Origin of the sequence: Neorhizobium tunisiense (assembly GCF_039631515.1) — a bacterium.
Classification (GTDB): domain Bacteria; phylum Pseudomonadota; class Alphaproteobacteria; order Rhizobiales; family Rhizobiaceae; genus Neorhizobium.
The window spans coordinates 1,009,746-1,034,551 of sequence record NZ_JBDIUU010000002.1 but is presented as its reverse complement, the minus strand read 5'-3'; the positions used below and the strand labels follow the sequence as shown (position 1 = coordinate 1,034,551).

At 62.3% G+C, this 24,806-nt stretch carries 24 protein-coding genes; 7 read left to right on the top strand and 17 right to left on the bottom strand.

The genetic code is table 11. The features are described 5' to 3' along the window. On the top strand, positions 1-1,245 hold a 1,245-nt coding region (locus ABCW43_RS14195; RefSeq protein WP_345925383.1), incomplete at its 5' end, for an aldehyde dehydrogenase family protein. A gap of 62 nt (positions 1,246-1,307) precedes the next feature. Here ABCW43_RS14195 and msrA read toward each other — a convergent pair. From msrA to ABCW43_RS14155, 8 genes are read right to left on the bottom strand one after another with little or no spacing between them, the layout of a single operon-like run. Continuing rightward, complete coding sequence (msrA, locus tag ABCW43_RS14190; RefSeq protein ID WP_345925381.1) at positions 1,308-1,832, bottom strand: peptide-methionine (S)-S-oxide reductase MsrA; 525 nt, start codon at positions 1,830-1,832, stop codon at positions 1,308-1,310. A gap of 56 nt (positions 1,833-1,888) precedes the next feature. After that, on the bottom strand, positions 1,889-2,599 hold the full coding sequence (locus tag ABCW43_RS14185) for a hypothetical protein (RefSeq protein WP_345925379.1): 711 nt from the start codon (positions 2,597-2,599) through the stop codon (positions 1,889-1,891). Between the two features lie 8 nt (positions 2,600-2,607). Then, a complete protein-coding gene (locus tag ABCW43_RS14180; protein ID WP_345925377.1) occupies positions 2,608-3,660 on the bottom strand; it encodes an ABC transporter ATP-binding protein in 1,053 nt (350 codons plus the stop codon). 15 nt (positions 3,661-3,675) lie between these two features. Next, complete coding sequence (locus tag ABCW43_RS14175; RefSeq protein WP_345925375.1) at positions 3,676-4,518, bottom strand: carbohydrate ABC transporter permease; 843 nt, start codon at positions 4,516-4,518, stop codon at positions 3,676-3,678. After that, positions 4,508-5,440, bottom strand: coding sequence for a carbohydrate ABC transporter permease (locus ABCW43_RS14170; RefSeq protein WP_345925373.1), 933 nt, complete (start codon positions 5,438-5,440; stop codon positions 4,508-4,510). Before ABCW43_RS14170 ends, ABCW43_RS14175 begins: the two co-directional genes overlap by 11 nt. A 13-nt stretch (positions 5,441-5,453) precedes the next feature. Continuing rightward, complete coding sequence (locus ABCW43_RS14165) at positions 5,454-6,725, bottom strand: ABC transporter substrate-binding protein (RefSeq protein ID WP_345925371.1); 1,272 nt, start codon at positions 6,723-6,725, stop codon at positions 5,454-5,456. A gap of 51 nt (positions 6,726-6,776) precedes the next feature. Next, positions 6,777-8,378, bottom strand: coding sequence for an FAD-dependent oxidoreductase (locus ABCW43_RS14160; RefSeq protein ID WP_345925492.1), 1,602 nt, complete (start codon positions 8,376-8,378; stop codon positions 6,777-6,779). Between the two features lie 14 nt (positions 8,379-8,392). After that, a complete protein-coding gene (locus tag ABCW43_RS14155; protein WP_345925368.1) occupies positions 8,393-9,424 on the bottom strand; it encodes a LacI family DNA-binding transcriptional regulator in 1,032 nt (343 codons plus the stop codon). A gap of 107 nt (positions 9,425-9,531) precedes the next feature. On the opposite strand from ABCW43_RS14155, the gene ABCW43_RS14150 reads away from it, so the two are divergent. Then, positions 9,532-10,191, top strand: coding sequence for an SGNH/GDSL hydrolase family protein (locus ABCW43_RS14150; protein ID WP_345925366.1), 660 nt, complete (start codon positions 9,532-9,534; stop codon positions 10,189-10,191). 67 nt (positions 10,192-10,258) lie between these two features. Here the strand turns inward: ABCW43_RS14150 and ABCW43_RS14145 are convergent, their stop codons facing one another. The 8 genes from ABCW43_RS14145 to ABCW43_RS14110 all read right to left on the bottom strand — a co-directional run bounded on the left by ABCW43_RS14145 (position 10,259) and on the right by ABCW43_RS14110 (position 19,341). Continuing rightward, entirely contained in the window at positions 10,259-11,440 is a 1,182-nt protein-coding gene (locus ABCW43_RS14145; RefSeq protein WP_345925364.1) for a mandelate racemase/muconate lactonizing enzyme family protein, read from the bottom strand. Positions 11,441-11,450: 10 nt separating this feature from the next. Then, positions 11,451-12,362: a dihydrodipicolinate synthase family protein gene (locus ABCW43_RS14140; RefSeq protein WP_345925361.1), complete on the bottom strand. Its 912-nt coding sequence runs from the start codon at positions 12,360-12,362 to the stop codon at positions 11,451-11,453. Then, positions 12,359-13,195: a carbohydrate ABC transporter permease gene (locus ABCW43_RS14135; protein ID WP_345925359.1), complete on the bottom strand. Its 837-nt coding sequence runs from the start codon at positions 13,193-13,195 to the stop codon at positions 12,359-12,361. The genes ABCW43_RS14140 and ABCW43_RS14135 overlap by 4 nt, the downstream gene beginning before the upstream one ends. A gap of 1 nt (position 13,196) precedes the next feature. Further along, entirely contained in the window at positions 13,197-14,129 is a 933-nt protein-coding gene (locus tag ABCW43_RS14130) for a carbohydrate ABC transporter permease (RefSeq protein ID WP_345925357.1), read from the bottom strand. A 190-nt stretch (positions 14,130-14,319) separates the two neighbouring features. Next, complete coding sequence (locus ABCW43_RS14125; RefSeq protein WP_345925355.1) at positions 14,320-15,591, bottom strand: extracellular solute-binding protein; 1,272 nt, start codon at positions 15,589-15,591, stop codon at positions 14,320-14,322. Positions 15,592-15,677: 86 nt separating this feature from the next. Beyond that, positions 15,678-16,484, bottom strand: coding sequence for an SDR family NAD(P)-dependent oxidoreductase (locus ABCW43_RS14120; RefSeq protein ID WP_345925354.1), 807 nt, complete (start codon positions 16,482-16,484; stop codon positions 15,678-15,680). Beyond that, complete coding sequence (locus ABCW43_RS14115) at positions 16,481-17,575, bottom strand: ABC transporter ATP-binding protein (RefSeq protein WP_345925352.1); 1,095 nt, start codon at positions 17,573-17,575, stop codon at positions 16,481-16,483. Before ABCW43_RS14115 ends, ABCW43_RS14120 begins: the two co-directional genes overlap by 4 nt. Before the next feature lie 41 nt (positions 17,576-17,616). Next, a complete protein-coding gene (locus ABCW43_RS14110; RefSeq protein WP_345925350.1) occupies positions 17,617-19,341 on the bottom strand; it encodes an SMP-30/gluconolactonase/LRE family protein in 1,725 nt (574 codons plus the stop codon). A gap of 143 nt (positions 19,342-19,484) precedes the next feature. Between ABCW43_RS14110 and ABCW43_RS14105 the strand changes: the two genes are divergently transcribed. From ABCW43_RS14105 to ABCW43_RS14085, 5 genes are all read left to right on the top strand, one after another. Further along, positions 19,485-20,636, top strand: coding sequence for a mandelate racemase/muconate lactonizing enzyme family protein (locus ABCW43_RS14105; protein WP_345925348.1), 1,152 nt, complete (start codon positions 19,485-19,487; stop codon positions 20,634-20,636). Between the two features lie 12 nt (positions 20,637-20,648). Continuing rightward, complete coding sequence (locus ABCW43_RS14100) at positions 20,649-21,572, top strand: 2-dehydro-3-deoxygalactonokinase (protein ID WP_345925346.1); 924 nt, start codon at positions 20,649-20,651, stop codon at positions 21,570-21,572. 2 nt (positions 21,573-21,574) lie between these two features. Continuing rightward, positions 21,575-22,504, top strand: coding sequence for a 2-dehydro-3-deoxygalactonokinase (locus tag ABCW43_RS14095; RefSeq protein ID WP_345925344.1), 930 nt, complete (start codon positions 21,575-21,577; stop codon positions 22,502-22,504). 12 nt (positions 22,505-22,516) lie between these two features. Further along, positions 22,517-23,137, top strand: a complete 621-nt coding sequence (locus ABCW43_RS14090; RefSeq protein ID WP_345925342.1) for a 2-dehydro-3-deoxy-6-phosphogalactonate aldolase — start codon at positions 22,517-22,519, stop codon at positions 23,135-23,137. A gap of 95 nt (positions 23,138-23,232) precedes the next feature. Further along, positions 23,233-23,883 carry a class I SAM-dependent methyltransferase gene (locus ABCW43_RS14085; protein ID WP_345925340.1) on the top strand — a complete coding sequence of 217 codons (651 nt, stop codon included), beginning with the start codon at positions 23,233-23,235 and terminating at the stop codon, positions 23,881-23,883. A gap of 7 nt (positions 23,884-23,890) precedes the next feature. Here ABCW43_RS14085 and ABCW43_RS14080 read toward each other — a convergent pair whose 3' ends face one another. After that, a complete protein-coding gene (locus ABCW43_RS14080; protein WP_038543847.1) occupies positions 23,891-24,742 on the bottom strand; it encodes a MurR/RpiR family transcriptional regulator in 852 nt (283 codons plus the stop codon). Positions 24,743-24,806: the final 64 nt, after the last annotated feature.

Genomic DNA, 24,806 nt, shown 5'->3' with positions numbered 1-24,806 from the left:
CACGCGATCCTGAGAAAGACTTCCGACGAAATCCTCGCCCGCAAAGAAGAACTCGGCGCGCTCCTCGCCCGCGAGGAAGGCAAGATCCTTCCCGAAGCGATCGGCGAAGTCACCCGCGCCGCCCAGATCTTCGATTTCTTCGCCGGCGAAGCGCTGCGCCTGACCGGCGAACTGGTGCCGTCGGCCCGTCCGAACATCGGCGTCGAGATCACCCGCGAACCGCTCGGCGTCATAGGCATCATCACGCCCTGGAATTTCCCGATCGCCATTCCGGCCTGGAAGATCGCGCCGGCCCTCTGCTACGGCAATACCGTCGTCTTCAAGCCTGCCGATCTCGTACCTGGCTGCGGCTGGGCGATCGTCGACATCCTCCACCGCGCCGGCCTGCCCAAGGGCGTGCTGAACCTCGTCATGGGCCGCGGTTCGGTCGTCGGCCAGGCCATGCTCGACAGCCCGGATCTCGCCGGCATCACGTTTACCGGCTCCACCGGCACGGGAAAACGCGTCGCACTGGCCTCGATCGAGCATAACCGCAAGTTCCAGCTGGAAATGGGTGGCAAGAACCCGATGGTCGTCCTCGACGACGCGGACCTTAACGTCGCCGTCGAAGCCGCTGCCAATTCCGGTTTCTTCTCGACCGGCCAGCGTTGCACCGCCTCGTCCCGTCTGATCGTCACCGAAGGCATCCACGACAAATTCGTCGCAGCACTCACCGAGAAGCTGAAGACGCTCAATGTCGATAACGCCATGAAGGCCGGCAGCCATATCGGCCCGGTCGTCGACGACAAGCAGCTGAAGCAGGATACCGACTATATCGAGATCGGCAAAAACGAAGGCGCCAAGCTCGCCTTCGGCGGCGAACTCGTCAAGCGCGACACCCCCGGCTTCTACCTCCAGCCGACGCTGTTCACCGAAGCGACCAACCAGATGCGCATCTCCCGTGAAGAGATCTTCGGACCGGTCGCATCGGTCATCCGGGTGAAGAACTACGAGGAAGCGCTGGCAACCGCCAATGACACGCCGTTCGGCCTCTCCGCCGGCATCGCCACCACCAGCCTGAAGCACGCAACGCATTTCAAGCGCAATTCCGAAGCCGGCATGGTGATGGTCAACCTGCCGACCGCAGGCGTGGACTTCCACGTACCGTTCGGTGGCCGCAAGGCATCGTCCTTCGGCCCGCGCGAACAGGGCAGATATGCCGCCGAATTCTTCACCGTGGTGAAAACCGCCTATACGCTCGCCTAAACGAAAAAAGGCGCTGCCATCCAGGGGTGGCAGCGCCTTGATTTCATCAGTAGACGACCGGGTTATTCTGCGGCAGCGACGCTAGCGCGCTTCGGCAGCTTCCAGTTCGGGCGCGGGAAATGGCAGGTATAGCCATTCGGATAGCGCTCCAGATAGTCCTGATGCTCCGGTTCGGCCTGCCAGAAATCGCCAACCGGCTCCACTTCCGTCACCACCTTGCCCGGCCATAAGCCCGATGCGTTGACATCGGCGATCGTGTCTTCGGCGACGCGCTTCTGTTCGTCGTTCTCGTAGTAGATGGCCGAGCGATAGCTCATGCCGATGTCGTTGCCCTGGCGGTTCTTGGTCGACGGATCATGGATCTGGAAGAAAAATTCCAGAATATCGCGATAGCTGGTCTTGGCCGGATCGAAAAGGATCTCGATCGCCTCGGCATGGGTGCCGTGATTGCGGTAGGTGGCGTTCGGCACATCGCCGCCGCTATAGCCGACGCGGGTCGAAACCACGCCCGGAAGACGGCGGATCAGGTCCTGCATGCCCCAGAAACAACCACCGGCCAGAACGGCCCGTTCGGTAGACGTCGTCATGCTTTCCTCCTTCGGTTTTTGGATTTGCCTTAAAATGGCGATCCGACGGAAGAAATTCAATCCATCTCCACCACTCGACCAGCCGCCGCCTCGACGATCGGACGAACCGCCGCTTCCAGGCTCTCCGGCGTCGTGCCGGTGACGATGACGCCGAGCAGCGGCGCCGCAATTCCAGCCGCCTTCAGCTTTGCCATATCGTCGGCCACGAAACGCTTCTGGCTCGGCGCGATGACCGGAATGCCGGCTTTCGCCGCGATCTCGCGATAGCGGGCGAGATCGGCGTCGGTCAATGGCTTGCCATAGTCAGCAAAAGAGGCGACGGAGGCTTCCATCATCGCGCCGGGAATGGCGACAATGGTCTTCAAATCCTCGTCAGTGCTCTTCTCGCCGAGCGCCGGAATAGGCCGCAGCTTCGACTGCAGCAGATGTGGCTGCAGGTGGTCGAAATAGACGTTGAAACCTTCAATACCCATCTCTGCCAAGGCATCGAGTTCGTCCGGCGTCGGCACCGTCTGCTGGCCGGCCATCACCAGCAGCGGAACACCGAGCGGCGCCAGCGTCTCGAAAAACGGCCGCTCCTCGGCAAAACTGCCGAATGTCGTTCCGGTGGCGCGATGATAGGCGTTGAGATGCACCTTGATCGCAAACGCCCCTGCCCCGATCGCCGCCTTGGCAAGGTCGAGGTCGTGGCGGGCAAGCGAAACGATGACCGGGAATTCGCCGCTACGCAGCGCCGTGGTGAGCCTGGTTTCGGGATAATTCGGCATTGCGGGCCTCAGTTCAGACGCTGGCCGCCATCGGCGGCGAAGAGATGGATATTGCCGAGTTCCGGCCGAACCCGGATCGTCGCGCCCGGCGACAGCGATACCCGTTCGCGAAACACGCCGGTGGCAAGCATTTCGCCGAGCTTCATCGTCACCTGGGTTTCCGATCCCATCGGCTCGACAAGGATGATTTCCGCCGGCACGCCGTTCTCGTCCAGGACGAAATGTTCGGGACGGATGCCGTAGACTGCCTTTCGGTCCTTGTGCCCATGCGCTACCTCGGGCAGCGGCAGCAGAATTCCGGGCGCGGAGAAACCCTCCGATGTGATCGTGCCGGTGAGAAAATTCATCGACGGCGAGCCGATGAAACCCGCCACGAACTGATTGGCCGGTCGGTCGTAGAGGTCGAGCGGTGCGCCGATCTGCTCGACCCGGCCGCCGTTCAGCACGACGATCTTGTCAGCCATGGTCATCGCCTCGACCTGGTCGTGGGTCACGTAGACGGTGGTGGTCTTCAGCCTCTGGTGCAGGCTCTTGATTTCCCCGCGCATGACGACACGCAGCTTGGCGTCGAGGTTCGAAAGCGGTTCGTCGAAGAGGAAGACCTGCGGGTCACGAACGATCGCCCGGCCCATGGCGACGCGCTGGCGCTGCCCGCCCGAAAGCTGGCGCGGATAACGATCGAGCAGATGCGTTAGCCCGAGGATGTCGGCCGCCCACTCCACCCGTTCGACGATCTCCGCCTTGCTGCCGCCGCGATGCTCCAGCGAGAAGCCCATATTGGTGGCAACCGTCATATGCGGATAGAGCGCATAATTCTGGAAGACCATGGCGATGTCCCGGTCCTTCGGATCGAGATCGTTGACCACCCGCCCGCCGATCCTTACCTCGCCGCCGGTGATCGTCTCCAGCCCGGCGACCATCCTGAGCAGCGTGGACTTGCCGCAGCCGGACGGTCCGACCAGTACCACGAACTCGCCATCGCTGATGCCAAGGTCGATGCCGTGGATGATATCGACGGCGCCATAACTCTTGCGGACATTGGAAAGGGTAACTTCAGCCATAGGAAATCCGGTTCTTCAGCCCTTGAGGCCGGTATGCGCGAGCCCTTCGACGAATTGCTTCTGCGCGATGATGAAGACGATGAGAACGGGGAGCGCCGTCAGGGTCGCTGCGGCAAGCTGGATGTTCCACATCGGCCCGCCATAGGCGTCGGTATATTGGGTCAGCGCCTGCGGCAGCGTGAACTTGTCGGCACTCGACAGGAACACGATCGGCTCGAGATAGAGGTTCCAGGAATGCAGGAAGGTGAAGATTGCGACCGACGCGAGTGCCGGCCTTGCGAGCGGAAGCGCGATCTTGCGAAAGATCTTGAAGCGCCCGAGGCCATCGACGCGCGCCGCCTCTTCGAGCTCGACGGGCAGCGCAATGAAGAACTGCCGCATCACGAAGGTTGCAAACACGCTCGGCGCGCCAAAAATCGGCACGAGGATCAAAGGCCAGTGGGTGTTGACCATGCCCGCCTTCAGAAACATCTGGAACAGCGGCACGATCGTCACTTCCGACGGGATCAAGAGCCCGAGCAGCACGACCATGAAGATCGCATTGGCGAACGGAAACTTGATCCGCGCGAAGGCATAACCCGCCATCGACGAGACGACCATCGTGCCGACCGTCACCAGCGCCGCGATATAGGCGGAATTCCAGTACTGCCTCACGAAGGGCTGCAGTTCGAACACCTTCGAATAGGTCGTCCAGTCGTAGCTCTCCGGCATGAGCTGCGGCGGAAAGGCGAAGATGTCGCTGATCGGTTTCACCGACGACGTCACCATCCACCAGGTCGGGAAGACGAAGGGGATCAGGAGAACGCAGAGCAGGCCATAGAGAAAAGCTTGTCTGCGCGGGGAGAGCTCAGCTTTCATAAAAGACGATCCTCTTGCGCATCTGCCACTGGGCGAAGGTGAGCACCGCGACGATCACGAACAGCATGATCGACAGCGTCGAGCCGTAACCGAAGAAATGAAACTGGAAAGCCTGCTGGTAGAGGTAATAGACGAGCACCGTGGTCGTGAGGCCCGGCCCGCCTTGCGTCAGAACCGCGATCTGCGCAAACACCTGCAGGGAACCGACGATGGTGATGATCGAGGTCAAGAGGATAGTCGGGCTGATCAGCGGCAGGGTGATGCGGCGAAACTGCTTGAACCGCGGCGCGCCGTCGATGCGGGCGGCCTCGTAAAGTTCGTTGGGCACGCCCTGGAGGGCGGCCAGGAACAGGATCATGTTGAGGCCGACATTCTTGAACACCTGCACGACGATCACCGAGATCATCGCCGTCACCGGTTCGCGCAGCCAGTTCGGTCCCTCGATGCCGAAGACGAGCAGCACGCCGTTGATGCCGCCGTTCTTCTGCAAGAGGAAACCCCAGACGATCGTCCATGCGACCAGCGACACGACGACCGGCGAGAAGAACAGCGTGCGGAAGACGGTGATGCCGGCGAGCTTCTGGTTGAGCAGCACCGCGAGCAGCAGCGCCAGGCTCAGGTTGAAGATCACCAGCCCGGCGGAAAAGATCGCCGTCGCCCCGAGCACCGAAGGCAGGCTCGTGTCTTCGAGAAGCATCTGGTAGTTGGCAAGGCCGGTATAGGTGAAGGTATTGGCGAGCACGTTCCACTCGTGCAGCGAATACCAGAAGACGAGGCAGAGCGGGATCAGCACGAAAAGCGTGATCCCGATCAGTTGCGGGGCGATGAAGAGAAAGCCGGCGAGGCTGTCGCGCCGCGCGATCGTCCAGAACGACGATGAAGAGCGGCCTTCCGGACGGGCGGTTTGCTGCACGACAGCCATCGACTATTTTCCCTTAGCGCTTCAGAAGCGGGCCGATCTGGCCGCAGATCTGCTGGAGAGCTGCCGGGATATTCGCGTCCGGCCGCCAGACGGCATCGAGGCCCGAACGAACCACCTGCTGGATCTGCGCAAAGCCCGTATGGCCCGGAATGACCTTGCCGGTGGCAATGCCCGAGATCACGACCTTGTCGATCTGCTCCTGGCTCAGCAACGGATTGGTCTTCTTCAGGACTTCGGCGTTCAGCAGCGACTTGCGGGCCGACGGGAAGAACTGGCTGAGCTTGGCCGAGTTTTCCGGGTTCGTCATATAGGCGACGAATTCGGCGGCCGTCTTGGCGTTCTTGCCCGACTGCATGACGCCGACGCCGGCCTGGCCGATCAGCGCATAGTTGCCGGCCGGTCCCTTAGGCAACGGCACGAGATCCCAGGCGAACGGCTTGTCCTTCGGCAGCAGCGAGGCGCGGCTGATCTGGGTGATAGTCATCGCCGCATTGCCGGCGAAGAAGTCGACGCTTTCGCCGGGACCCGGCATCGCCTTGTTCTTGAAGACCGCATCGTGGATGAAGGTCAGCGCATCGACCATCGGCTTTTCGGTCATCGTGCAGGTCTTGCCGTCGGCGCTCCACGGCGAGGCGCCCCAGCCGTTCCAAACGGAGGCGAGGTTCTGCCAGATCTGGTAGTTGAAGTCGCGAACGATCAGGCCGCCCTTGCCGGTCTTGCCGACGGTGGATGCGGTGGCGATGGCATTGTCCCAGGTCCACTGGTTGGCTGCGATCATTTCCGCCGGCGTCTTGGCGCCGGAGGCCTTGATGAGGTCGTTGTTGACGAACATCGCAAACGGCGAGGTCGAGAACGGATAGGCATAAAGCTTGCCGTCCTTGGTCCAGCGCTCGGCGGCCGTGGCGCTCAGCTCTTCCGCGTTGTAGGCCTTGGTGGCCTTGAGCGTATCCGTCAGCGGAAAGAGTGCGCCGGAATTGACGAAGTCATAGGCGGCTGTTTCGAAGATCCAAGCCATGTCAGGCGCGTTGCCGCCGGCGATCTGGGTCGTCAGTGCCGTCGTATAGGTTTCGAACGGCAGCGACTCATAGGTCACCGTGACATTCGGGTGGTCCTTCTTGAAGCCGGCGGCAATCTCGTTAAAGAGTTTCAGATGCGCCTCGTTGGCGCTCCAGATGGTCATGCGCAGATTGACGGCGTCCTGCGCGTTGGCGATGCCGCTCCAGCAGAGCGGCACGGCCACGGCCAATGCCGCGACCGCAGATTTTAAAGTCCGATGATAGTTCATTCCCGTTCCTCCTCCAAAGATTGGTTTTGATAGACAGGCCACAGGCCGTCCTTAGTAGGCCGCGATATCCGGCCAGCGCATTTCGATGCCTTCACGGTTGAGCTCTCTCTGGAAATTCTGGAGCTTCTCGTCGTTTTCCTGGACCTGATGCGGCGTAAGATTTTTGTCGAGGCAGTGGGCGGCGAGCATGCCGGCGACCTCGCCGATGTTCCATTCGACCGGGTGCAGCCGGTAGCAGCCATTGGTGATGTGGGTGGTGCCGATGTTCTTGCCGGCCGGGATGAGGTTCTTCACCCGCTGCGGCAGCAATGCGCCAAGCGGAATCTCGAACGGGCAGGACGGCACGTCGATATAGTTGTCGCCGCCGGTCGAGGGATGCAGGTCGATCCGGTACATGCCGATGCCGATACTGTCGCGGTAGTTGACCGCGCCCTTTTCCCCACGCACCGAATAGGAGAGATCCTGCTCGACGATGCGGGTCACCGGCTTGATGCGGCGGCTCTCGCGGATATAGGGGGCCATGGCGAGCCCATGTTCGGTACCGGTAATGTCGCCGCGCAGGCGAAGCCCCGGAAAGCCCTGGCCGCCGTCGACGCGCGGCGCTTCGGTCTGCAGCCAGTAGAACAGCGAATAGGAGAGGTCGGCAGCCGATTTGAGCTGCTTAGCCTTCTCCTCTTCGGAAAGGTCGATGATCGTGCCTTCCATGTAGTCGATCATCGGCCAGTTCACGAGGCAGATGTCGGAAGCGTAAGCGCCGGGCACGAAGTTGTTGCGCGCCGCGATGCGCCGGAAGATCCACAGGTTCTCGTCACCGCCACCCTTGCGCTGGTCGGCATCGACGGCGAGCGGATCGTCATTCGGATTGGGCGTGAACGAGCGGGTGGTGAAGTCCAGCGTGCGCGGATGCGGCGCGGTGAAACCGAGCAGCGGACCGCCCCAGAAATGCGGCTGGTACTTGCGCCAGTAGTCGTAGTTCTCCGGCTTGTGGATCGTCTGGTCGCCGTCGACATGATCGATCGCAAAGCAGATCGAAACGGCCTGGACATTGTCCGGCTGCGCCTCAGAGGGAGCGCTCGGCTCGCCGGTATCCGACTGCGCCTCGAAGCCCTTCACATATTCCGTCCCGGTCATCGGCAGCAGATCGCCGAGTTCGGTCGCATCAAGGATATAGGCAGCGGAAACAGTGATCTCCCGGCCCGTATCGCGATGGCGGACGGTGACGGAGCGGACGGTATCGCCGTCAACGTCTGCGGCAACCGGACGATAGGGCTGCAGCACCTTCAGCTTGCCGGCGCCGCGATAGGGCATCAGCATCGCTTCCATGACGGCAAGGCTGACGCGTGGTTCGGCGCAGATGCGGCTGACCCAGCCGGCACCGGGATTGAGGTCGCCCCAGGCGCGCGCGCCTTCGGTCAGCGGATAATGATCGCGATAGTACCGGCGGATGCCTTCCCGCAGCTTCCGGTAAGAGCGGGTGATGCCGAACTGCTCGACCCAGGTATGTTCGTCTGATGGAACCGCCTGGCTGGTCAGCTGGCCGCCGATCCAGTCGAACTCCTCGGTCATGATGACGTTGCGGCCGGCCCGGCATGCGCCGAGTGCTGCGGCAACACCGCCAAGGCCGCCGCCCACCACCAGAATATCCGTATGCATCTCTGTCACGTTGATCACGTCCGTCTTTTTGCGGGTCCGAGGGTTTCCCCCTCGACCGGTTCACAGGTCAGAAGATTTTGGCCGCCGGCGTCGCCATTCTCGATGCGGCGCACCAGCATGGCTGTCGCCTGCCGGCCCATCTCCTCGCGGGGGATGTCGAAAGAGGTAAACTGCACATGGCTGCGCTCGGCGCGGATATGGCTGCCGAGCACGACGGCCGAAAAGTCACCGGGAATGGACAGGCCCCGCTCGCGGGCGGCGGCCTCGACGCGCACCGCGTCGGCAAGTTCGACGAAAAAGGCGACGGTGGCGCCGCTGGCGAGCAGGGCGTTGAGGATCTCCTCCGCCCCATGTCCGACCGCCTCGATATGCAGAACGAGTTCCAAACCCTCGCCGAGTGCACCGGAGAAACCGGCCCAGCGATCGGCGGTCGATTCCGCCGGTCCCGGGGGGCCGATATACGCAAGCTTCGAATGGCCGAGCGCCCCCGCCTTTTCCACTAGCGCCCGCGTGCCGTTGGCATAGTCGCCGCCTACATAGGGCACCGGTCCGCCGGCATCCTCGCGGCGGCCTATCGCCACGAAAGGATAATCGCCCGCCACCAGCCGCGTCAGTTCTTCGCGGTCGAACTCGCGGCCGAGTACGAGGCAGCCGTCCGCGATCCGCAGCCGGTTGCCGTCCGCAAAGATTTTTCGATCCTGTCCCACGCCGGCGCCGGTCAGAAGCAGGAGGTCGTAGTTCTGGATCTGGGCCTCTTCCTCGATGCCGAGCAGGAAGGGCGTGAAAAAGTCCGCCTGGGCGCTCGGAAACGCCGGCTCGTAGGTGAATACGCCCAGAATGCGATTAAGCCCCTTCGCCATCCGGCGCGCAATCGGATCCGCGACATAGCCGGTGGTGCGGATAACATGCTGGACGCGTTCGCGGGTCTCCTGCGGAATACGCGCCAAAGCTGTCGGCGCGCCGTTCAACACAAGCGAGACGGTTGCCTGGCTGACGCCGGCAAGCTTCGCAATATCGTGCTGGGTCAAACGCTTAGGCGCGGCCACGCTATATCCTCCCACTCTCCTCTTGACTGCTAATACGCATTAGCAGCTAATACGTATTAACAAGATCACACCGGTCGATGTCAAGCGGGAAAATGAAGGCAAGGTTGATGACATTGGGTGAACATTTGAAATGCTTCAGAATTTCCGGCACCCGCGTATTCGGCGACAGTATCACTGCCGGCTTCAACGCCTCCCGCCCCGAACTCGCCTGGCCGGCACTGTTTGCGGGTGCAGTCGATGGCTTCCCGATCCGCAATCACGCCATCCCGGGAACTGTGCTGCAGGGCTCAAGGCTCGCCGAGGGAAAACCAAGGCCGAACAACGGCGTCTGCAGGCTTGTTGAATCGCTTCTCGATCAACCGCACGAGGACGCGATCCTGATCCTCTATGGCTATAACGATGCTCGCTACACAGCGGCCCCCGAGACCATGAACGTCGCAGGCTTCGCGCGGGATTGTGCCAAGATTCTGAAAGCGCTGATCGCCGCCGGCCATGGGCAAAGAATCGCGATCGGCAGCCCGCCCTATATTCCGGACGCCGGGTTTTCGATTGGAAGCGCAGGGTTCACCGGCCAGACCCGCCCGGGCTTTGAGGGTTATGTGGAAGCGGTCCGCCAGCTTGCACGGCAATTCTCGGTTTTCTACGCTCCAGTCTACGAACGGATGAAGGAGCACGGCGACGGCCTGCTTGCCTCGCCCGACATCACCCACCCCAACGACGCAGGCCACCGGGTGATCTTCGAAGCGTTCCGGGATGCCGCACGGTGATGATCTCAGGCGCCGCGCCGCAGTCTCCATGAGGTGACAGGCCCGTCAGCAGTCAGCGCCGATCCTGTCACCGTCTGACGACAAACTCGAACACTTCCTCCTTCGGCTCGACGCCGAGGCCGGCACCGGTCGGCACCACATAGGTTCCCTCTCCGGAGGCCATGTCGCCTCTCGTATAGGTGAGGTTCCGGTCGAAGATCGAATGCTGGTATTCGTGATAGGGCACGTTCTGCAGCGCCGAGGAGGCCTGAAGGCTTGCCGCCATGAAGATGCCAACACTGATCGAGGCATGCGGCATGATGTTCATGTGGAAGGCCTGCGCCATCTGACCGATGCGGATGAATTCGGTAATGCCCGTATGGCCCATTTCCGGCTGGACGATGCTCATCGCCCGCTTTTCGAACCGCGGCCGGTATTCGTAGACGGTACGCAGCTCCTCCCCGAGCGCCAGCGGCACGCCGATACCGGCCGCCACCCGCGCCTGGCCCTCGAGATTTTCCGGCTGTACCGGCGCCTCGGCAAAATAGAGATTATAGGGTTCCAGCCGACGGATGATGCGGATGGCCTCCCCCGCCTCGAACTTCCAATGCAGATCGACCATCAGGTCGATATCCGGCCCCACGGCTTCGCGTAGGCCCGCCATCTCCTTGACGACATCCTCTTCCGAAACCACCGCCGCGAACTTGATGCCCTTGTAGCCTCTGCCGACCCAATAGGCGGCAAGATCGCACCGCTCCTTCAGCGTCGCCTTCGGCAGGCCGGAGACATAGGCGCGGATCGTATCGTGCCGCCGCCCGCCGAGCAGGGTCGAGACCGGCACACCAAGGTTCTTGCCGGTCAGATCCCAGAGCGCGATATCGACTCCTGCCAGTGCATCGAGATAATAGCCGCCGAAGAAACCCCGCACCCGCATCAGGTCGTAGAGATCCTCGTGAATGACCGCCGCATCGCCCGGATCGCGGCCGATGATGACCGGACCGAGCACGTCGTCGATGATCGCCTTGGTCGCCTCCGGCGCGACGATGCCATAGCATTCGCCCCAGCCGACCTTGCCGCTCTCGCCGGTCACCTTGATCAGCAGCGTCATGTCGGTCGAGGGATAGATGGTGCGGTTGCCCTTACGGATCAGGTAACCGCGCGCGTTGATCGCCTCTCCTTCCTTGAGCGGCCCGAGATAGGGCACCTCGCGGGGAATGGAGATGATGAAGGTCTCGACCGAGACGATCGCATCGACGACATTTTTCGGCATGGCTTCCGGCTCAGTTCGGCTTGTGATTGGTATAAGGCAGATCGGCCTCCGCCAGAAGCAGCGCCAGTTCCTTAGCGTCGCCTTCGTCGAATTTCGGACCCTTGCCGCGCACGAAGGTGTTTTTAATGACGCCGCGGCGGCGCAGCACTTCCTTGGTCATGTGCATGCGAAAAATCGCCTGAAAATTCAGAAGCGGCAGCGAGACGTTGTAGAGTTTTCGCGTGGTCGCGACATCGCCCTTCTGCCAGGCATGGATCATCTGCGCATGGATATCGGCAAGCTCGGCGGCCGGCATGGTGCCGGCGGCACCGCGGGCCAGTTCATCGGTGACATAACGCCCCCCCGCACCGCCGAAGATCGCATCGAGTGAGCCGTTGGTCGCCGCCTTGATGCGGGTCAGGTGCTGGCCGCAGGGCGCGGTCTCTTCCTTGACGTATCGGATCTCCGGCACGGCATTGGCGACCGCGGCCACCTCTTCCGGCGTCAGCCCAGCGCCGATCGGCTTGGGCTGGTTCTGCAGCATGATCGGCACGCCGGCATTGGCGGCGACTTGTCTGAAATAGGCGGTTTGCGCAGCAATATCGTTGCCGAGCGACAGCGGCGCCATCACCATGGCCGCCCCTGCCCCGATCTCCGCCGCCTGCGCCACGTGTTTCGCCGCCGCCTTCGGATCGGGATCGCTGGCGCCGATGATGATCGGGATGCGCCCGCCGATGCGTTCGGCCAGTAATTCCACCTGCCGCTTGCGCTCTTGCGGGCTCAGCGTGTCCACCTCGCTGGCGACACCCGGATAAACGACGCCATCCACGTTGCTCTCCAGCGCAAAATCGATGATCGACAGGAAATCCGCCTCGTCGATCGAGCCGTCGTCGCGGAACGGGGTCGGAAGAACGGGGAAAGCTCCGGCTAAAATCTTGCTCATTTGACTGCTCCGGCGGTGACGCCCTGAATGAAATAACGTTGAAGGAACATGAAGGCTGCGACGATCGGGGCGGACGCGATCAGCGAAGCCGCCATGGCGCCGCCCCAGTCGGAATTGACCTCGTTGAGATAGGTGAGAAGCAGGCCCGGCCCGATCGTGCGCTTTTCGTCCGAGACGATCAGCGTCATCGAATAGAGAAGGTCGTTCCATGACCACATGAAGGAATAGAGGAAGACGGTGACGATCGGCGGGATCGAGATCGGGATGACGATCGTGTGGAATATCCTGAGATCGCTCGCCCCATCCGCCCGCGCCGCATCGATCAACTCGTCCGGCACCTGGGAAAAATAGCTGTAGAGCATGTAGGTCGAGACCGGCAGCGCGAAGACGATATAGCTGAGGATCAGTCCCGGTCGGGTGTCGAGCAGGTTCAGCTCGCTCATCAGCGGATAGATGGAGATGAGCAGCAGGCCGAACGGAAACATCTGCGCCGAGAGCATGAACAGCATCACCGGCTGCCTGCCGAAATAACGGTATTTCGCGAAGCTGAAACCGGCATAGAGGGCCAAAAGCGTCACCAGCGCGGCGCTGCAGGTCGAGGTGATCAGGCTGTTCATCAGGTACATCGGCAGTTTGCCGGTGGTCAGCGCCCGGATGAAATGTTCGAGGCTCGGCATCGTCGGAAACGGCGTCGGCACGACCCGGTAAAGCTCGGCATTCGCCTTCAGGGACGAGATCACCAGCCAGTAGAGCGGGAAGAACAGGAAGAAGCCGATCACAGCGAGGGCGGCAAAGAAGACGATTTTTGCCTGACGCGAGGAAAGGTCGAACATCTCAGTTTCCTTTCACCAGCATGCGCAGATAGAGGAAGGCGGGCGGCAGGAGCGCCGCAACCCACAGCACGCCGACGGCGGACGCGAAGCCGATATCCCACTGCTCGAAGGCACGGCGATAGACCTCGACGGACAGAACCGTCGTCGCCCGCACCGGCCCGCCGCCGGTCAGCGCATAGATCGTGTCGAACTGCTGCAGATTGCCGATCACTCCGAGAACCACGACGATCATCAGGACCGGGCGCAGGTGCGGCAGGATATGGTCGCGCAGCACCGCCCAGTTGCCGGCGCCATCGACTCGCGCCGCATCGATCTGCTCCTTGTCGAGGTTTTGGAGGCCAGCCAGGAAAAAGGACATGAAAAGCGGGATGGAGAGCCAGATCTTGGTCAACACCACGGCGAGCATGGCGCCCTCCGGCGTCGAAAGCCAGGCCTGCGGGTAGTCGATCAGGCCAAGCTCCATCAGGAAGGCGTTCAGTACGCCGTAGCGGGAATTGAAGATCCAGCCCCAGATGAAGGCGCTGACCGTCGACGGCAGCACCCAGGGCAGCAGCGACAGCGAGCGCAACACGGCGCGGCCGGCAAACGGCTGGTTCATGATCAGCGCCCAGCCGAGACCGGCGACGAGCGTTCCGGTCGTCGTCAGCGCCACATAGATCGCGGTCGTCCAGAACGCCGCCCAGACATCCGGATCGGATGCGATCTTCACAAAATTCTCGAAACCGATGAAGCGCGGCTCCATCATCTCGACGGTGTATTCGAACAGCGACAGGCCGAGCGCTGACAGGAACGGATAGAGGATGACCGCAGCAAAGGCGACTGCAGCCGGCAGCAGCAGAAGAAGCCCGATGCGGTTCTGCCCGGCTTTCAGGCCGCCCCGGTTCGCATGTGGCGAGACCGGATAGGCACCGATATTGTTTTCGATCACGGCCATGAGGTCATTTCCTGTTTAAATATGTATGCCGCGCCGGTGCCGCCCGCCCCTCTCCCCCCTTGCGGGGGAGATGCCCTGTAAGGGCAGAGGGGGGTGGTTCAACACACTCCCCGCTGCATTCGTGGCACTACCCCCCTCTGTCACCTCCGGTGACATCTCCCCCGCAAGGGGGAGAAGGGGCAGAGGTCGACTATTCCGATTTCTTGGCCTTCTCCATGCTTGTCGTCAGCCGAGCCTGCATGGACTTGATGGCATCGTCGGCCGACTTCTGGCCGAGCAGCGCGCCCTGCACTTCCTCGCCAATGATGTTGGTGAGGTCGGCGGCATTCGACCAGATGCCGACTTCGTTGCGGCGGGCGTCACCCGTCGCAGCCGACCAGTTCTTCAGATAGGCGTCGTCGGCAACCGCCGCGCGGGCGGACTTGGTGACCGGCAGCGCGCTCATCTTCAACGGAAGGTCCGTCTGTACCTTGTCCGAAATGATGTAGGTCAGGAACTTGTCGGCCGGATCCTCTGCCTTGGCCTTGCCGCCTGCGGCGAACTGCACGAGCAGATGTCCCCACTGGACGGAAACAGACTTGTCACCAGACTTCAGCACAGGTGTCGGCATTGGCAGCACGTTGGCGTCGAAGGCCTGGCCCTTGCCGGAGAAATCACGCAGGAAGGTGCGGGTTTGCGGCGCGTCGAGATAGAAGGCTGAAGCGCCCTGCGCCAGCAGGCGACGCGAGTCCGGGCGATCGATTTCCGGAGCCGCCAGACGATCCTTCATCAGGCCGACCATGAAGCCGAGCGCATCGCGGCTCTGCTTGCTGTCGACGACGACCTTGCCGGCGTCATCGATGATCCGCCCACCGTGCACCCAGTTCCAGACCATGAAGTCGATCAGGATCGAACCGTTGTTCTTGGTCGCCATGGAGTACGGCACTGAGTTGGGTACCTTGTCGCGCACCGCGACCAGAGCTTTCTTGAAGTCGTCGACGGTCTTCGGCGCGCCATCGATGCCGGCCTTGGTGAGCACGTCCTTGTTGGCAACCATGCCGATCGACCCGGACAGAAGCGGCAGGGCGAGCTGCTTACCGTTGATATTACCCATGGCGAGCGCATCCGGCGCGAAAGCCGCTTCAAGCTTGTCCTTGCCGTAGACCGTATTCAGGTCGACGAGGTTATCGAGGCTCGCGAAGGTCGGCAGCCAGCGTTCCGAAAGCTGGGCGATGTCAGGCAGGGTCTTCGACCGGGCGCGCAAAAAGATGTTCTTCTGCATGTCGCCCCAGGCGAAGCCGAGCGGCTCGACGGTCAGCTTCTCGGCTTTCTGAAAATTGTCCAGGACGCCCTGGACGATCGCCTTGTTGGCCTCCTCCGCGTAGGTAAAGCTCATGAAGCTGAGATCGGCTGCCTTGGCGGCACCCGAGCCGAGCGCAAGCGCGACGGCAGCGGTGCCGATCAGTCTGGTAAAGGTGTTCATCAGATCCTCCCGAAACGATGATTATGGAACTCTGTTTCAACTCGAAAAAGATCAAGCGGCGAGCGCCGGTGTCCGCTTGGTCCCCCTTAGACGACGCCTCCATCGACGATGAATGTCTGTGAGGTGATGAGGCGGGAATCGTCCGCCGCCAGGAACAGCGCCATGCGGGCGATATCGGGCGGCAGCAGATGTTCCTTGAGGCACTGGACCTCGAGGTATTCGGAAAACTTGCCCTGGTAGACGCGCTTGGCGCGCTCCACCTGGCGCTCGGTCAGCACCCAGCCGGGCGCGATCGAATTGACGCGGATATTGCGTGTCCCCAGTTCGCGGGCGAGCGACTTGGTCATGCCCATGACGGCGGATTTCGCGGTCGTGTAGAAGATCAGGCCGGCCGCGCCGCGCATCCACGAGATCGACCCCATGTTGATGATCGACCCGCCGCCGGCTTCCGCCATTTCCGGCACCACGGCCTGAACCGCGAAGAACTGGTGGCGCAGGTTGGTCTGGAACCGCTCGTCCCAATATTCCGGCGTCACGTCTTCGAGCGGCTTGCGGTCATCATTGCCGGCATTGTTGACGAGCACCCGGATGGGGCCGATCTCGGATCGCAGTGCCTCGATCCCTTCCTTCAGGGCGTCGATGTCACGCAGGTCCGCGGTACGATAGAACGGCTTGTTGCCGGTCTTTCTCGCGACGACCTCGGCCGCCTCGTCGGCCATATTGGCATTAAGGTCGAGAAAGCCGACCTTGCAGCCCTGGGCGCAAAAATGCTCGACCAGTGAGGCACCGATGCCCGATCCGCCGCCAGTGATCAGCACGCCCTTGGCCTTGAGGCTCGGGTACTTCGCGGCCTCCACCTGGACCTTGGCGATAAGTTCGGGATGGATGGTCATGCGGCCTCCAGGGCAACGGGACGCGCGGAGGCAAGCGAAAGGCCATCAGTGGAAAAGACGTGGATCATCACCGGATCGACATGGACGCCGATCGGCTCGCCTCGTTTGACGGCGCGGTCGCCGGACAGACGGACGACCACCATGTCTTCGGCACCTTCGAGCGCCACATAGGCATAGGTGTCGCTGCCGAGGTGCTCGGTCATGGTGACGATGCCTGCAAGCGAATCCGGTGCCCCGCGGCTCACCAGTTCCACATGTTCCGGCCGGATGCCGATTTCGACGGGTGAAGAAGACAGATCGCGTGGCAGGCGCACTTCGCCACCTGGCACGGCAAAGACACCCTCACCCTTCCTGGCGCCGAGGCCTAGGAAATTCATCCGCGGCGAGCCGATGAAGCCGGCGACGAAACGGTTGACCGGCTTGTTATAGAGGTCGAGCGGCGAGCCGATCTGCTCTACCCGCCCGGCATTCAGCACCACGATCTTGTCGGCCAGCGTCATCGCCTCGATCTGGTCGTGGGTCACATAGACCATCGTCGTGCCGAGCGTATCTTTCATCCGGGCGATCTCGATGCGCATCTCCACGCGCAGCGAAGCGTCGAGATTCGAGAGTGGCTCGTCGAACAGGAAGATGCGCGGTTCGCGCACAATGGCGCGGCCGATCGCAACGCGTTGGCGCTGGCCGCCCGAGAGCTGGCGGGGTTTGCGTTCGAGGTAAGTGTCGATGCGGAGCTTCTTCGCCGCCTGGGTGACACGCGTGTCGATCTCCGGCTTCGGCGTTCCGGCAAGCCGGAGCGCATAGCCCATGTTCTCGGCAACCGTCATATGCGGATAAAGCGCATAAGACTGGAAGACCATGGCAATGCCACGCTTGGCGGGCGGCACATCGTTCACCAGCTCGCCGTCGATCGCCATCTTGCCCGACGTGATCTCGTCGAGGCCGCAGATGAGCCGCAGGAGCGTCGATTTTCCGCAGCCGGACGGGCCGACAAAGGCGACGAATTCGCCGTCCTCGACCGTCAGGTCGATGCCCTTCAGAACTTCGGCCGAACCGAAGGATTTGCGGATGTCTTTCAGTTCAAGCTTGGCCATTTCTTCCTCTTAAGAGCTCCTCCCGGAAGCTCCTCCAAATCTCAGCCCGCGAACATCTGGGCCGCCTGCCCCTTGATGCCGGTATCGATGGAAAACACGCTGCCGGAGAGCGGCGCTTCGGAAAGCTGGGCTGCCGAAAGCCGGATGCGGGCGGATGTCACGAACAGGGTCTGCATGTCGGGACCGCCGAAGACGCAGCTCGTCGGGCGCGGTATCGGCAGGTTGATCACCCGCTCCACCTTGCCCTGCGGATCGTAGCGGGTAACACACCAGCCGTCCCAATGGGCGATCCAGACGAAACCTTCCGCATCGACCGTCATGCCGTCCGGTTTGCCTTCGGCCTCCGGCACGACAATGAATGGGCGCCGATTGGCGACCTCGCCGCTTTCGATATCAAAATCATAGGCATAGACCGTCTGCCGGTTGGTATCGGTGAAGTAGAAGGTGCGGTCGTCCGGGCTCCAGCCAAGGCCGTTCGAGACGTGGAACCCGCGATCCATCTCCACCGACCGGCCATCCGGATCGACCCTCCAGAGCCGCCCCTGATCCGGCGTCGTGTCGATTGCCAGCGTTCCAGCCCAGAGCCTGCCGCGACGGTCGCATTTGCCGTCGTTGAAGCGATTGCCGGGGCGATCGGATTCCGGCCGCGCGATTGTCGTGATGTCGCCGGTCGAAAGATCGATGCCGCGGATTTCGCCATGCATGGCGGCAACGAAACCGCCGCGCGAGCGAGGGATGACAAAACCGATCAGTTCCGGCACCTGCATGGACGTATAGGTGCCCTTCACCGGATCGCCAGTATGCACGGCGGGCGCCAGGATATCGACGAAATAGAGCTTCTTGTGCTCGGGCGACCAGTGCGGACCTTCGCCGAGAAACGTGCTTGCCGGAATGACGCAGCGCACGTCGGCACGATCGGGGCCGAGGGGACGCGGCTTGACCGCAAGCGACATGGGGAATTCTCCAAAATTACCGGACGTGCGGCGCGCCGCCTCGATGACGTCGCGCCCAAAAGCGTGCAGCCGGTCGACCGGCAGGCGGAAGGACGGGCCGATGATGCCGATCGCGCCGATCGGCTCGCCGCGATGGTTGAGGACGGGTGCGGCGACAGACGAAATGCCGATATGCTGCTCGTCGATAGAGACGGCGTAACCACGTGCCTTGGTGAGATCGAGCTGGCGGCTGAGTTCTTCAGCGTTGACGATCGTGTTCGGCGTCAGGCGCTCGAGTTCGATACCGTCGAGCAGCGCCCGGCGCTTTTCGAGCGACAGATGTGCCAGGATTGCCTTGCCGAGGCCGCTCGCATGCGGCGCGGCACGGGAACCGACGCCATTGTTGAGGCGCAGCGGCTGCGGCACTTCCCGCTGGTCTATGTAGAGAATGCTGTCGCCATCGAGCACGCCGAGACGGATCGCCTCGCCGGTCAGGTCGCGAAGCCGCGCCAGTTCCGGCTCCGCCGCACCACGCAGGTCAAAATTGTCCCAGACCTTGTGCGCCCATTGAAACAGCCGCGGCGCAAGGCGGTAGACCTGGTCGCGGGTATCGAAATGTAGGAGCCGCTCATCCACCAGCGCCTGCAGCAGGCGGTGCAGCGTGCCCTTCGGCAATTGCGTCTGGTCAAGCAGTTCGGTGAAGCGCAGACCGCGGGCTTCTGCCGCCACGGCATCGACGATCTGGATCCCGCGCGTCAGCGCCTGGACGCCCGGCACGCCATGCGTGTCGTTGGCGACATCCTTGTCGATCGCTTCCAATTGTACCTTGGCCATGTCCTCTCCCTGAAGGGTGATTGCGTCACCCGTCGGCACAGCATTTTGCCTCGCTCTTGCCAAGAGAGTTATCTTGGAACTAAGTTCCATGTCAATGGTGAAACTGAGGGTGGCCATTGGGCGGCCGCCTATGGGAGGATATCTTGCGCATTACCAAAGTGGACCACTGGCTGGTCCGTATGCCTTTCACCGAGGACATTCTCTGGGGTTCCGGCCGCCGAATCGGCACGACACGCCTGATCTGCCGGATCGAGACGAATGCCGGGATCACCGGCTGGGGCGAGACGATCTCGCTGATCGCCAACGTGCCGGCGGTGTTCGCCGATATCGTCGCACCTCTGGCGATCGGATACCCGGTCGCGGATGCCGAGCGTTTCCACCGCCACGTGCTCGGCGCGGGCTTCTATCACCACAAGCGCGCCGCAGTGATGGCGATCTGTGCCATGGAAATGGCGATGTGGGACGCGCTCGGCAAGCAGGCAAACCTGCCGCTCCATGCCATGTGGGGCGGCCGCTGGCGCAAGGATGTCGAGGCCGCCGCCTATCTCTTCACCAATGACCCCAAGGGTCTTTCCGAACGGCTGAAGCGGTTCCTCGATCTCGGCTACACGACCTTCAAGGTGAAGATCGGCTTCGACGAAAAGAGCGACATCACGCTCGCCGAAGCCTCCCGAAAGGTGATCGGCGACCATCCGCTGCGGCTTGACGTCAACGGCGCCTGGAACCCGGCGACCGCAAAACGTCAGCTCGAAAAACTGAAGGCCTTCGACCCGGCCTATGTGGAACAACCGCTGGAGCTCGACGATCTCGCCGGCCATGCGGCACTCGTCGCCCGCTCCGCGGTGCCGATCGCGCTGGATGAGAGCGCCTATACGCTGTCCGACGTTGGGAACATCGTCCGCGCCAATGCAGCCGATATCGTGCTCCTCGATCCGCATGAGGCCGGCGGTCTGTGGCAGACGATCAAGGCTGCCGCGATCTGCGAATCGGTCGGCATTTCGGTGACGCTGCATTCGGGCGCCGAACTGGCCCTGTCGCAATCGGCCTATGTCCATCTCGCGGCATCGCTTCCCAACATGTCGATCGCCATCGATACCGAACGCGCCTATCTCGGCGGCGATATCTCGCCCAATCCGCCGGTGCTGAAGGATGGCCGATTCAAGGTACCGGAAGGGCCAGGCCTCGGTGTCGAAGTGGATATCGAAATGCTCGAAAAATACCGCGTGCCCGGCATTGCCGGCGCCTATCTCGATACCGCGCGCAAGGACTGGTTCCCGGTCAAACCCGCCTATTAGGATTATTCCCCCATGTATATTGCAATCGAATGGACCTCCGCCGCCTTCCGTGCACTGCTTCTCGATGACGACACGATGCTCGGAGAAAGGAAGAGCGACCGCGGCACGACCAAGGTCGCAGCCGGCGGTTTCGAAACCGCACTCCGCGAGGACCTTGGCGACTGGATCGACAGAGCGGAAAAAATCCTGTTTTCCGGCATGGTCACCAGCCGCAACGGCTGGATCGAAAGCCCCTTCGCCCCAGTGCCGGCTGGACCCGCGGATTTGTTGGCCCAAGCGGTTACGCATGAGGTCGACGGCCTGCCGCCGCTGATCTTCCTGCCTGGCATCGCCCAGACGAGACCGCTGCCTGACGTCATGCGCGGCGAGGAAATGTCGCTCTTCGGCCTCACGGAAACCGACGGCATCTTCGTGCTGCCCGGTCCTCATGCCAAATGGGTGACGATGGAGGCTGGCCGCATCACCGCGATCACCACCTACATGTCCGGCGAGATCCACAATCTGCTCAAGAAGGATTCGCTTGTCTCCCGCCTCATCCCGGCGACCCATGAGGAGCGACCCGAAGCCTTCCGTCGCGGCGTGCAGACGGCCTATGAGCAAGGCACCCTGCCCGGCCGCATCCTCGCCCGCGTCTTTTCAGCGCGCAGCCTCGTCCTGTTCGACCGGCTGGCACCCGAGGAGATCGCCGATTATCTCGCAGGCCTGATGATCGGCGCGGAAATCTCGGAAGCGCTTGGGCAGGACAAACCGAAGAAAATCAACATCGTCGGTCACGCGGCACTTGCCGAGCGTTACAAGACGGCGCTCGAGCTCTTCGGTGTGGGTGCAAATCTCCTCACGCCGGATATAGCAGCAGGCTTTCGCCGTGTCGCCTCTCGACAGGGCGATACGCCGCAGGCTATCGAGGGAGCCAAAGCCGCTTCAGGAGGAATCTGACCATGCCCAAACCGACCTCGATCATCCTCGATTGGGGAACGAGTTCGCTGCGCGCCATGCTGGTCTCGGGAGCGGGCGAAACGCTGGATACCCGCGATACATCGAGCGGCGGCATCCAGTTCGTCAGGAACGGCGCCTTCGAAGCGGCACTGATGGACACCGTCGGCGAATGGTTTTCGGCGCACGGCCCGCTTCCGGTCCTGGCAAGCGGCATGATCACCAGCCGCAACGGCTGGGTGGAAGTTCCCTATGTGGATACCCCTGGCGGTGTGGAAGAACTTGCTGCCGGAACGAAAAAGCTGACGCTGGCAAACGGCGCCGTCATCACCTTCCTGCCCGGCATGCGCAATCCGGCTGCAAAACCGTTTCCGGACGTCATGCGGGGCGAGGAAACCCAGATCGTCGGTTACGGCCTCGATCGCGACCGCACTCTTGTCCTTCCCGGCACCCACAGCAAATGGGCACGGATCAAGGACAACCGTATCGACGGTTTCCAGACCTACGCGACCGGCGAGGTATTTGCGCTTCTGACCAAACACTCCTTCATCGCCAAGGCTCTCGAACCGCAGCCGGGCGCCGAGCCGGACTGGCAGAGTTTCGATCGCGGCGCAGAATTCGCAGCGAGCGATTCGGCCGCCGCCGATGCCTTCCTGTCGGCAATCTTCAGCGCCCGCACCGGTATTCTGGACGGCAAGCTGAAGCCGGAAAATATCCTCGACTACGTGTCCGGCCTCGTCATCGGCTCGGAATTCCGCCAGGCCCGTGCAGCCGGCTGGTTCAAGAACGGCGATACGATCGGCATCGTCGGCAACAACGTGCTCAACAGCCGCTACGGCCGGATCGCGCCCCTGTTCGGCCTGACGGTCGAGCCCGCTCCGGAAAACGCCGCGAAACGCGGCATCATGCTGATCGCGGCCGAAGCCGCGCAATAAAGGAGTTTCGAGATGACCTTCGAAGAGGCGCTCAAGGCATGCAATCTCGTCGCCATCCTGCGCGGCATCAAGCCGGAGGAAGCTGAAAGCGTCGGCGAGGTGCTGATCGAGGCCGGCTGGCGGATCATCGAAGTGCCGCTGAATTCCCCCGATCCGCTGAAGAGCATCGAAAAGCTCGTCAAACGTTTCGGAGACCAAGCCCTGATCGGAGCCGGCACCGTGCTGACCTCAGCCCAGGTTGCCGACGTGGCCGCGACCGGCGCCAAGGTGATCATCTCGCCGAACGCGAATGTCGAAGTCATCAAGGCCAGCCGCGCGGCCGGCATGGTGAGCCTGCCCGGTGTCGCGACCCCGACGGAAGCCTTCGCAGCGATCGGGGCCGGCGCAACCGGGATCAAGGCTTTTCCGGCGGAAGCGATCCCGCCTTATGTCATCAAGGCCTGGAAGGCGGTACTGCCCAAAGAGATCCCGGTGCTCGCCGTCGGCGGTGTCACGCCCGAGAATATGGCCGTCTACGCGCAGGCAGGCACGGCCGGCTTCGGCATCGGCTCCTCCCTTTACAAACCCGGCGCCGACATCGCCTCCATCCGGGAAAAGGCGAGAGAGTTCATCGACGCAATGCGCGCGCTGTAACGTCAAAAAAACCGTCGCAAAACCGTCGCGAAGCGGAACTAACGTTTTCGTCCTGAGTTTCAGCCCAAGCAGGGCAAGCCGGAGGGGGGACGATCTTGGCAGTGATCCGCAACAGCGCCGAACATCAACAGAAAGTGTATGAGCGGTGGGCACCGGTCTATGACCGGGTCTATAGCGGCTTATTGCGCGACGGGCATCGCACCGTCGCAAAGCTCGCCGCCGAAGCCGGACGGGACATTCTTGAGGTCGGCGTCGGCACCGGGCTCGTTTTGCCCTATTATCCGAAACATTGCCGTGTCACCGGCATCGATCTTTCGGAACACATGATCGCCAAGGCGCGCGAGAAGGTTGCGCGCGCCGGGCTCGCTCACATTCAATCGCTGCATGTCATGGATGCGCACGACCTCGAATTCGCCGATCGTTCATTCGATGTCGTCTGCCTGCCCTTCGTCATCACCCTGATCCCGGATCCGGAACGGGCGCTTGACGAATGCGCCCGCGTCCTGCGTCCGGGCGGCGAGATCATCGTTGCGAGCAAACTCGGTGACGGGCGCGGTCTGCAAGGCGCGATCGAACATGCCGTCGCGCCATTGGTACATCGGGTCGGGTGGAGCTCGTCCTTCCGCATCGCCCGGATCGTCGAATGGGCCGAGCGTCGCGGGGATTTCGAAGTCGCGGAGATCCGGCGCGTGTTCCCGAATGGCTTCTTCAAGGTGATGCGCCTCAGGCATCGCCTGGCCGCCTGACCTTGCGTCACTTGGCCTTCAGGACCGAGACCGCAAGTTCGCTGTTATGGACGTATTCGTTGGCGTCCGGCTGGCGTTGGACGAGCAGGATGAACAGCAAGTCCGTCAGCATCAGTTGCGCGTCACGCGCGGTGATCGAGGACGAGCGCACGCGTTCCTCGTCGGCGACCGTGTAGAGCCGGATATCCGCCGCCTGCATCAGCGGATTTCCGTTGAGGCCGGTAATGGCGATCACCGTCGCGCCGCGCTGGCGCGCCAGTTCGGCGATCCTCAGCGTCTCGAAACTGGTGCCGGAATAGGAAAGTGCCAGCAGCACGTCCTGGCTGTTGAGCGTCGAGACATTCGCCATCTGCACATGGCTGTCGCTATCGTGCAGCACATTGCGCCCGAGCTTCATCAGCTTGTAGGAAAAATCGCGCGCGACCAGCGACGATGCCCCGACGCCGGCCATATGGATGCGGCGCGCATCGTTGAGAGCCGTCAGGGCCCGCTCGATCTCCTGCTCGTTGTTGACCGCAAGCGTCTGCTGCATGGACAGCATCTTGCTGCCGATCAGCTTCTGTAAGATCGTCAGGTAACTGTCGCCGACCTCGATCGAGCCGTGGATCATGCCCGGAGGCGCATGCCATTCCTGCGCCTTCGCCTCGCTGACGGCGAGTTTCAGCTCCTGGTAGCCGGCAAAACCCAGCTTCTGGCTGAACTTGACGACGCTCGACTGGCTGCGCCCCGTCTCGGCCGCAAGCGCTGCAGAGGAAAGCCGCAGCATCTGGTCCGGATTGTCGAGGATGAACTGGCCGATCTCCCGGTCCGCCGGTGCCATATCCTCGAGCTGCGCGTTGATCTTCTTTAAGACTGACATGCGTTCCTTCGGAAGCTTCCCGATGCGGTTTTGGCGATGGTGGAGGATATCACCGCAACGCCCG

What these genes read in the sequence shown, in the direction of transcription:
- ABCW43_RS14100 (WP_345925346.1), top strand. Translation starts at nt 20,649, where the DNA reads ATGTATATTGCAATCGAATGGACCTCCGCCGCCTTCCGTGCACTGCTT.
- ABCW43_RS14125 (WP_345925355.1), bottom strand. Translation starts at nt 15,591, where the DNA reads ATGAACACCTTTACCAGACTGATCGGCACCGCTGCCGTCGCGCTTGCG.
- ABCW43_RS14115 (WP_345925352.1), bottom strand. Translation starts at nt 17,575, where the DNA reads ATGGCCAAGCTTGAACTGAAAGACATCCGCAAATCCTTCGGTTCGGCC.
- ABCW43_RS14150 (WP_345925366.1), top strand. Translation starts at nt 9,532, where the DNA reads ATGACATTGGGTGAACATTTGAAATGCTTCAGAATTTCCGGCACCCGC.
- msrA (WP_345925381.1), bottom strand. Translation starts at nt 1,832, where the DNA reads ATGACGACGTCTACCGAACGGGCCGTTCTGGCCGGTGGTTGTTTCTGG.
- ABCW43_RS14110 (WP_345925350.1), bottom strand. Translation starts at nt 19,341, where the DNA reads ATGGCCAAGGTACAATTGGAAGCGATCGACAAGGATGTCGCCAACGAC.
- ABCW43_RS14165 (WP_345925371.1), bottom strand. Translation starts at nt 6,725, where the DNA reads ATGAACTATCATCGGACTTTAAAATCTGCGGTCGCGGCATTGGCCGTG.
- ABCW43_RS14180 (WP_345925377.1), bottom strand. Translation starts at nt 3,660, where the DNA reads ATGGCTGAAGTTACCCTTTCCAATGTCCGCAAGAGTTATGGCGCCGTC.
- ABCW43_RS14120 (WP_345925354.1), bottom strand. Translation starts at nt 16,484, where the DNA reads ATGACCATCCATCCCGAACTTATCGCCAAGGTCCAGGTGGAGGCCGCG.
- ABCW43_RS14130 (WP_345925357.1), bottom strand. Translation starts at nt 14,129, where the DNA reads ATGGCCGTGATCGAAAACAATATCGGTGCCTATCCGGTCTCGCCACAT.
- ABCW43_RS14095 (WP_345925344.1), top strand. Translation starts at nt 21,575, where the DNA reads ATGCCCAAACCGACCTCGATCATCCTCGATTGGGGAACGAGTTCGCTG.
- ABCW43_RS14175 (WP_345925375.1), bottom strand. Translation starts at nt 4,518, where the DNA reads ATGAAAGCTGAGCTCTCCCCGCGCAGACAAGCTTTTCTCTATGGCCTG.
- ABCW43_RS14080 (WP_038543847.1), bottom strand. Translation starts at nt 24,742, where the DNA reads ATGTCAGTCTTAAAGAAGATCAACGCGCAGCTCGAGGATATGGCACCG.
- ABCW43_RS14145 (WP_345925364.1), bottom strand. Translation starts at nt 11,440, where the DNA reads ATGCCGAAAAATGTCGTCGATGCGATCGTCTCGGTCGAGACCTTCATC.
- ABCW43_RS14185 (WP_345925379.1), bottom strand. Translation starts at nt 2,599, where the DNA reads ATGCCGAATTATCCCGAAACCAGGCTCACCACGGCGCTGCGTAGCGGC.
- ABCW43_RS14160 (WP_345925492.1), bottom strand. Translation starts at nt 8,378, where the DNA reads ATGCATACGGATATTCTGGTGGTGGGCGGCGGCCTTGGCGGTGTTGCC.
- ABCW43_RS14135 (WP_345925359.1), bottom strand. Translation starts at nt 13,195, where the DNA reads ATGTTCGACCTTTCCTCGCGTCAGGCAAAAATCGTCTTCTTTGCCGCC.
- ABCW43_RS14170 (WP_345925373.1), bottom strand. Translation starts at nt 5,440, where the DNA reads ATGGCTGTCGTGCAGCAAACCGCCCGTCCGGAAGGCCGCTCTTCATCG.
- ABCW43_RS14090 (WP_345925342.1), top strand. Translation starts at nt 22,517, where the DNA reads ATGACCTTCGAAGAGGCGCTCAAGGCATGCAATCTCGTCGCCATCCTG.
- ABCW43_RS14140 (WP_345925361.1), bottom strand. Translation starts at nt 12,362, where the DNA reads ATGAGCAAGATTTTAGCCGGAGCTTTCCCCGTTCTTCCGACCCCGTTC.